Raw genomic sequence first — 7,050 nt, 5'->3', positions numbered from 1 at the left:
CCGCGCTGCGCGCGGCCACCTCCCCCGTATCGGGGGAGGAAACAACCGAGAACGTCGAAAGCCCCGCATCCCGCGCGATTGCCCTTTGCAGACTGTCCTCGCCCGGCGCCTCGCCGCGCTTGATCCGCGCCAGCGCCACGGTGAGATCGATGAGCAATCCGCCTTCGGGCGACTTGCCAAAAATATGCAGCCCGTCGCGGATCTGCATTTCCTTGAGGTCGCAAAGCCAGGCGTCGAGCTTTTCCAGCGCCAGGTCATCATCATCGCCCGGCGCGATCCCGGCATCGGCGTCCAGTCCGATGTCATGCACCAGATCGAGGATCTGGCCCTTGAGCAATTTCAGCCGACGCGGATCATGGCCCGAGGCCTCGTAGAACTCATCAACCAGCGCTTCGAGACCCCTCAGCGGTCCGTAGCTTTCGGCCCGGGTCAGCGGCGGCGTCAGATGGTCGATGATGACGGCGGAAGTCCGCCTTTTCGCCTGCGTCCCCTCGCCCGGATCATTGACGATGAACGGATAGACATGCGGCATAGCCCCGAGCACCGCTTCCGGGTAGCAGGCCCGCGACAAGGCTAAGGCCTTGCCCGGCAGCCATTCGAGATTGCCATGCTTGCCCATGTGGACAACGGCATGGACATCGAACGCATCGCGCAGCCAGGCATAGAACGCAAAATAGCCATGCGGCGGCACCAGGTCCGGCGCATGATAGCTGGCCTTCGGATCGATGTTGTAGCCCCGCGCCGGCTGAATGCCGACGGCGACATTGTCAAATGTCAGCAGCGCCAGATGGAATGCGCCATCGCGATAAAACGGATCCTGTTCAGGCCCGCCCCAGCGCTCATTCACCGCACTCTGGATCGATGGGTCGAGTGTTTCGAAAAACGCCTGGTAGTCCTGAAGAGCCAGCGGAACTCCACCGCTGCGGTCGTCGCGGTTGGCATTGGTCGGCCCGGCCTTCAGCGCCGTGACCAGCGCATCGCCGTCAGTCGGCAACTCGCCGGTTCGGTACCCGGCCTTGGCCATCGCCCGCAGCACCTCGACGTTCCCCGCCGGCGTATCGAGCCCGACGCCATTGGCGATACGCCCATCCCGGTTGGGGTAATTAGCCAGCACGATCGCCACCCGCCGGTCTTGTGCCGATGTCCGCCGCAACCGCGCCCAGCGCGATGCGAGTTCAGCCACAAACCGCACCCGGTCCGGCTCCGGCGCATGGGTGACGATATTGGCCTCCACAGTTTCGTCAAACCGCGCCGCCGACTTGAACGACACCGCACGGGTGAGCACCCGGCCATCGACCTCCGGCAGCGCCACATGCATCGCCAGATCGCGCGAGGTCAGGCCTTGCTGCGATTCAGCCCAGGCCTTGCGGCCACCACCGGCAAACACCGCCTGCAACACCGGCGCACCGGTCGATTCAAGTACCGTGCCCTTGGTCTCCCCGCCCGGCGATGACACCGCGAAACCGGTGGCATTGATCACAACGTCGGGCGGCGCATCGGCGAAAATCGCCTGCAATGTGCCCACCGAAACCGGGTCCTTGAGACTGGAGACAAACACCGGCAGGGCATTGACGCCCTGGGCTTTCAGTCCCTCGCACAAGGCTGTGACCGGCGCGGTCTGGCCGCTCTGCACCAGCGCCCGGTAAAAACAGATTGCCGCCACCGGCGCGCCGGGAATCCAGTCCTTGCTGAGATCGGCAAGTGCGGGATTGCTCGTGTGGGGGTGCCACAGCCCGGCCTTGAGCAGCGGTGCAGCCGGTGCCGGCCGCTCGCCACCATCTATCAGGGCTTCGGCAAACTGGATAAGCCCGCGCGCGTTTTCGGCACCGCCCTCTATGAGGTAGGCCCAGAGCTGGTCTCGCGACGAAGGAACCAGCGTCGACAGCGGCTCCAGCCCCGGATCGGGCCGGTCATCGCCCGGAAGCGCTGCAATCTTGAAGCCATGGGCGACCGAGGCTGCGTGCAGGCTTTCCAGCGCATAGGCAAAATAGCTCGCACCGCCGAGTGCGCGGACGATCACCAGCCTGGCCTTTGGCGCCATCTTCGCCACAAAGGTGTCGACCGACATCGGATGCTTGAGATCACTCAGGCTTGCCAGCCGCCAGGTCAGATTGCCGGTCATCTGCCGCGCCGCGGCGATGCTGGCAAGTTCGGTGTCGGCCGCACTCAGGAACAGAATGTCGCCCGGACTTTGCCCCAGATCAACGGCTTCGTCGCCATCGCTCAGGCTGCCCTTTTGTGCGACAAGCAGATGCATCGGCTTATCCGGTCAACCCGGCCAGGCTGGCGCGGATGGCCGCCTGATCAATGTCATGCAGGCCGATCACCACCAGCCTGGTTTCGCGCGATTCCCCACCAGCCCAGGGCCGGTCGAAATGCGTGTCGATCCGGCTGCCGACGGCCTGGACAACCATCCGCATTGGCTTGCCGGCCATATCGGCAAAGCCCTTGAGCCGCAGGATGTCGTGGGTGACGATCAGGGACTTGAGCCCTTCGGTGAACTGAGCCGCGTCACTGACAGGCCCAAGAGAGACAACAAAGCTTTCGAACTCGTCATGGTCATGTTCGTGGCCATCGGCATGGTGCACCTCATGATGCGATTTGCGGTTGGCGATGTCGTCTTCGGTGCCGATCCCGAGGCCAAGCAGCACCTCCGGCCCCACCTCGCCCTGCCGTGATTCGATAAAAATCGGCTTGCGCGTCAGATGTCCGGAAATCCCGGCGCGGACACCTTCGAGCTCTTCAGCACTGATCAGATCTGCCTTGTTGAGAACAATCAGGTCCGCCGCTGTCAGTTGATCCTCGAACAACTCCTCGAGCGGGCTTTCATGATCGAGCCCCTCGTCAGCCAGACGCTGGGCGTCGAGCTTGTCATGGTCATGTGCAAAACGCCCCGCCGCCACCGCAGCGCTGTCGACCACCGTGACCACGCCGTCAACGGTGACCTGCGTCTTGATGCCCGGCCAGTTGAAGGCGGCGACCAGCGGCTGCGGCAACGCCAGACCGGAGGTTTCAATGACGATATGATCCGGCCGGTCTTTGCGCGCCAGCAGCTTTTCCATGGTTGGAATGAAATCATCGGCCACCGTGCAGCAGATGCAGCCATTGGTCAGCTCGACAATGTCTTCTTCGCGGCAGACTTCGTCACCGCAGCCCTTGAGCACGTCGCCATCGACACCGAGATCACCGAACTCGTTGATGATCAGCGCGATCCGCTTGCCCTTTGCGTTGGCCAGCATGTGGCGGATCAGCGTGGTCTTGCCGGCGCCGAGGAATCCGGTGATGACAGTGGCGGGAATCTTGGAAGCAACCATGGGATCAACCCTTCATTTTGAGCGGCAGCCCGGCGGCGACGAAATGAACCTCATCGGCCAGGCTTGCGATTAACTGGTGGAGACGGCCGGCATGGTCACGGAATGCCCGCGCCATGGCGTTGTCGGGCACAATGCCGAGGCCGACTTCATTGGAGACAAAGACCACCGGACCCTTGAGCCCCGGAAGTGTTGCGGCAAGCCCGTCGAACGCGGTGCCGATATCGTGTTCGCCCAGCATCAGGTTGGTCACCCACAGTGTCAGGCAATCGACCAGAACAGGGCGGTCAGCCCGGGCATGGGCTTCCAGCGCCTGAACCAGATCAACCGGTGCCTCGATTGTTTCCCAACCTTGCCCGCGCCGGTGCTGATGCGAGGCAATCCGGTCCCGCATTTCCTCATCCCAGGCCTGCCCTGTCGCCAGATAAAGCCGGTCCGGCGATGCGGATTCGACCAGCCCCTCTGCAAAGGCGGATTTGCCCGAGCGAGCACCGCCCAGCACCAGTGTCACCGGTGGCAGGCGATCCGTCACGCCGTGTGTTCCTCTGGAACACGTGACAGGAACGACCCAAGCAGACCGCCGAGCAACAGCCAGAAGAAGAGGGTGGTCGCCAATGACGCAGCCGCATAGGCCGAGGCGAGATAGGCCGGCACTTCGCTTGAGAGATCTTCCGGCACCGGCGAACCCCAGACATGCGGCGCGACGATGATGGCAACGCCGACAGCCTTGACCAGCCATTCAGGCCGCATCACGATGCACCAGACTCCGACAGCGGACATCGCCACAGTGATCATCCACCAGCCCTGGCGGTCACCAAGATCAGCATAGGGAAATCCGGGAACTGCAGGTGGCAAGCTCATCGACGGTGCAAGCTGGACGCAGAACCACGCCGCAACCCCGAGCAGCAGGCCACGCATCACACCATCGCGGCCCACCGGAAATTCCACGCCCATCAGCAGCGCCACGGCGGCAAGCATCAGCGCAAAGCCGGCGCCGGCAACGAGATTGGCGAGAACCGTATCCCAAAATCTGCCGAAGCCGAGCATCGAGTCGTCGCTGGACGTTTCGGCGCCATGGCTGTGGCTCGAAGCCTCGGCAGTTTCCGTCCCGTCATGGGTATGAGCGACCTCGCCATTCTCGTAGGTTTCGGCCTGCATGATCAGCGGAATGGTTTTGAGATATTGGGCCGGCGTCATCGCCATACCGGCAATGAGCCCGGCGGCCAGAGCCGCCAGGAGCAACCTGACAATCATGAGATCAATCCCTTAGTGGCAGGGAAAGCCGTAGGAATGCCTTGTGTCGTGGGCTGCGTCGTGCAGCGCCTGCGAATTGGCAAGACCAACTCCGAACACCAGGATCGAACCGATGACCAATGCCATCAGTCCGGCAACAGTACGTGCACTGATACGATCGGTCAGGGAAAGCGTTTGGGTTTTAGCAGACATGACAACCTCCGTGAGTGACTTCGAAAGAACGTTTCTTCCAAAGGTCCGGCTCTCAACCGGTGCAAATGGCAGGTCTCCTGGCTCGCGGATCACGTCGATGTTGCCATCAACATCAGCAAATGCCGGCCTTCCCAACGGAGATGGCGGTCATGAAAACGGGACGATTCGTAGACAAAGAGGCGTCCGCGCCGATTGATCATGCCGCCACGTCAGTGGCTTGTCCGGTCCGGAGCTTCAAGATGACGGAAAAACACCATTGCATTTCCGTCACTCTGGCCTGCCGGGGCCGGTGACATTTGCCTAACCGCTCTACAGTCGCGGGGTCGGCTGCGATAAAGATGCCCTGATTGGGTCCATCCCGTCGCATTCCCTTTTGATCCGGAAAACCAACTTGGGTTTCTGGAACCATTCGAACCTCAAGTGATAGGGCTGACGCCGCTGACTGTCAATCGAGACTGCGCCATCGCGCAACCTATCAGCGACCAATCACCGCGGAAATGCTCATCAGACGCTCAAATCCCACCAACCGGTCAAGTTCAGCGGCAATTTCATCGAGCGCCGCATCGACATCCGCACGAAAATTGGTCTCACCACCGCGAATGCCAAACTCCGCAAGCAGCTTTGCGCGATAGGCGTCCGATTCGAACAACCCGTGCAGATAGGTCCCTGACACCTTGCCATCGGGCGAGATCGCTCCGTCGGGACGGCCATCGAGATTGGTCATCGGCCGGGCACAGTCCGGACCTTCGCTGACTCCCAAATGGATCTCGTAACCCGACAATGCGACATCATGCTCGACTGAGTGCGCCTGAATGTTGCGAACGGTTTTCTCCGGCGCCATCTCGGTCTCGATATCGAGAAACCCGAGTCCTTCGGCCATTGTCTCGCCACCCTCCACCGCCTGCGGATCGCGTACGCTGCGCCCCAGCATCTGGTAACCGCCGCAAATGCCGATGATGCGGCCACCGCGGCGGCGATGAGCCTGCAAGTCCTGCTCCCAGCCCTGGCGACGAAAGTCCGCGAGATCGGCGATGGTGGACTTCGATCCCGGCAGGATCACCAGACCGGCATCAACCGGCAACCGCTCCCCGGGCCGCACGAACACCAGTTCGACCTCGGGTTCGCTCTTGAAGGGATCGAAATCATCAAAATTGGCAATCCGCGACAACACAGGAACCGCGACCTTGAGCGCCCGCGCCGTTCCCCGCGTCAGCCGTTCCAGCGCCACGGAATCTTCCGCCGGCAGCCGTGCCGCCGATTTCAGCCAGGGAATCACACCCACGCATGGCCATCCGGTAAAGCCGGCAATCGCCGAGATACCGTCATCAAACAGGCTGACATCGCCACGAAACTTGTTGATCAGGTAGCCCGCGATCATCGCCCGGTCATCGCCGGGCAGGATGGTGTGGGTGCCGACCACCGAGGCGATCACCCCGCCCCGGTCGATATCACCGACGAGCACCACCGGCACGCCCGCCGCTGTCGCAAATCCCATATTGGCAATGTCGCCTGATCTGAGGTTGATTTCCGCCGGCGAGCCCGCGCCTTCAACCAGCACCAGGTCGGCGCCGTCCGCGACGCGGGCAAAACTGTCCATCACTGCCGCCATCAGCTCCGGCTTGAGCTTCTGGTAGTCGCGGCCGCGTGCATGGCCGACGACCTTTCCTTGAACCACCACCTGCGATCCGGTTTCTGACTGTGGTTTGAGCAGCACCGGGTTCATGTGCACGCTTGCCGGCACCCGGCAGGCCAGCGCCTGCAACCATTGCGCCCGTCCGATTTCGCCGCCATCATTTGCCACGGCAGCATTGTTGGACATGTTTTGCGGCTTGAACGGCATCACCTTCAGGCCATGGTTTGCCGCCAGCCGGCAAAAACCCGCCACCAGCACGGTTTTGCCGACATCCGAACCCGTTCCCTGAAACATCAACGCCTTTGTCATGGCCTCGTCGATACCACCGCAGGGGCCAGATCAAAAGGGGTGAGAAAGCTCCGGCCTTAACCATCCGCTAACCCTGTCTTCAGCCGAAATGAAGTTTCTTTCTGCGACATCTGAATTGCGACACACTGTGGCGGCTTTGATGCATCTGCGCATCTGCAATCAGCATAGAGCAGGGCCAGATTACGAGTAAGAATTCAGATTGAAATCAACGCCAACCGAAGGGACATCGCCATGCTTTATGTATTCAATTCCGCCAACAGCGTTCAGATTGCGTGGAACGGCGTGCTTCCCGTCCAGAAGGCCAATCAGAAGTCCCGTCGCGGCGTCTTGAACAGCCTCATCCGGACACTT

6 protein-coding genes and 1 riboswitch are annotated in these 7,050 nt (G+C 61.7%); all 6 genes read right to left on the bottom strand.

The features are described 5' to 3' along the window. Window positions 1-2,257 (bottom strand): cobaltochelatase subunit CobN (gene cobN, locus ABJN75_RS13920; protein ID WP_348440183.1); only part of this gene is annotated, 2,257 nt, incomplete at its 3' end. Between the two features lie 4 nt (window positions 2,258-2,261). Then, on the bottom strand, window positions 2,262-3,314 hold the full coding sequence (gene cobW / locus ABJN75_RS13915; RefSeq protein ID WP_348440182.1) for a cobalamin biosynthesis protein CobW: 1,053 nt from the start codon (window positions 3,312-3,314) through the stop codon (window positions 2,262-2,264). Window positions 3,315-3,318: 4 nt separating this feature from the next. Continuing rightward, a complete protein-coding gene (gene cobU, locus ABJN75_RS13910) occupies window positions 3,319-3,843 on the bottom strand; it encodes a bifunctional adenosylcobinamide kinase/adenosylcobinamide-phosphate guanylyltransferase (RefSeq protein ID WP_348440181.1) in 525 nt (174 codons plus the stop codon). Further along, complete coding sequence (locus tag ABJN75_RS13905) at window positions 3,840-4,565, bottom strand: CbtA family protein (RefSeq protein WP_348440180.1); 726 nt, start codon at window positions 4,563-4,565, stop codon at window positions 3,840-3,842. Before ABJN75_RS13905 ends, cobU begins: the two co-directional genes overlap by 4 nt. A 12-nt stretch (window positions 4,566-4,577) precedes the next feature. After that, window positions 4,578-4,757, bottom strand: coding sequence for a CbtB-domain containing protein (locus ABJN75_RS13900; RefSeq protein WP_348440179.1), 180 nt, complete (start codon window positions 4,755-4,757; stop codon window positions 4,578-4,580). Window positions 4,758-4,806: 49 nt separating this feature from the next. Then, window positions 4,807-5,182: riboswitch (cobalamin riboswitch) on the bottom strand. 50 nt (window positions 5,183-5,232) lie between these two features. Further along, complete coding sequence (locus ABJN75_RS13895) at window positions 5,233-6,699, bottom strand: cobyric acid synthase (RefSeq protein WP_348440178.1); 1,467 nt, start codon at window positions 6,697-6,699, stop codon at window positions 5,233-5,235. Window positions 6,700-7,050: the final 351 nt, after the last annotated feature.

Origin of the sequence: Hoeflea sp. (genome assembly GCF_039975035.1) — a bacterium.
In the GTDB taxonomy this organism is placed as follows: domain Bacteria; phylum Pseudomonadota; class Alphaproteobacteria; order Rhizobiales; family Rhizobiaceae; genus Hoeflea.
This window is presented reverse-complemented; position numbering and strand designations above follow the sequence as displayed.

Bases quoted from the DNA above. Each gene is read 5' to 3' on its own strand.
- cobW (WP_348440182.1), bottom strand. From the start codon at position 3,314: ATGGTTGCTTCCAAGATTCCCGCCACTGTCATCACCGGATTCCTCGGC.
- ABJN75_RS13905 (WP_348440180.1), bottom strand. From the start codon at position 4,565: ATGATTGTCAGGTTGCTCCTGGCGGCTCTGGCCGCCGGGCTCATTGCC.
- ABJN75_RS13900 (WP_348440179.1), bottom strand. From the start codon at position 4,757: ATGTCTGCTAAAACCCAAACGCTTTCCCTGACCGATCGTATCAGTGCA.
- ABJN75_RS13895 (WP_348440178.1), bottom strand. From the start codon at position 6,699: ATGACAAAGGCGTTGATGTTTCAGGGAACGGGTTCGGATGTCGGCAAA.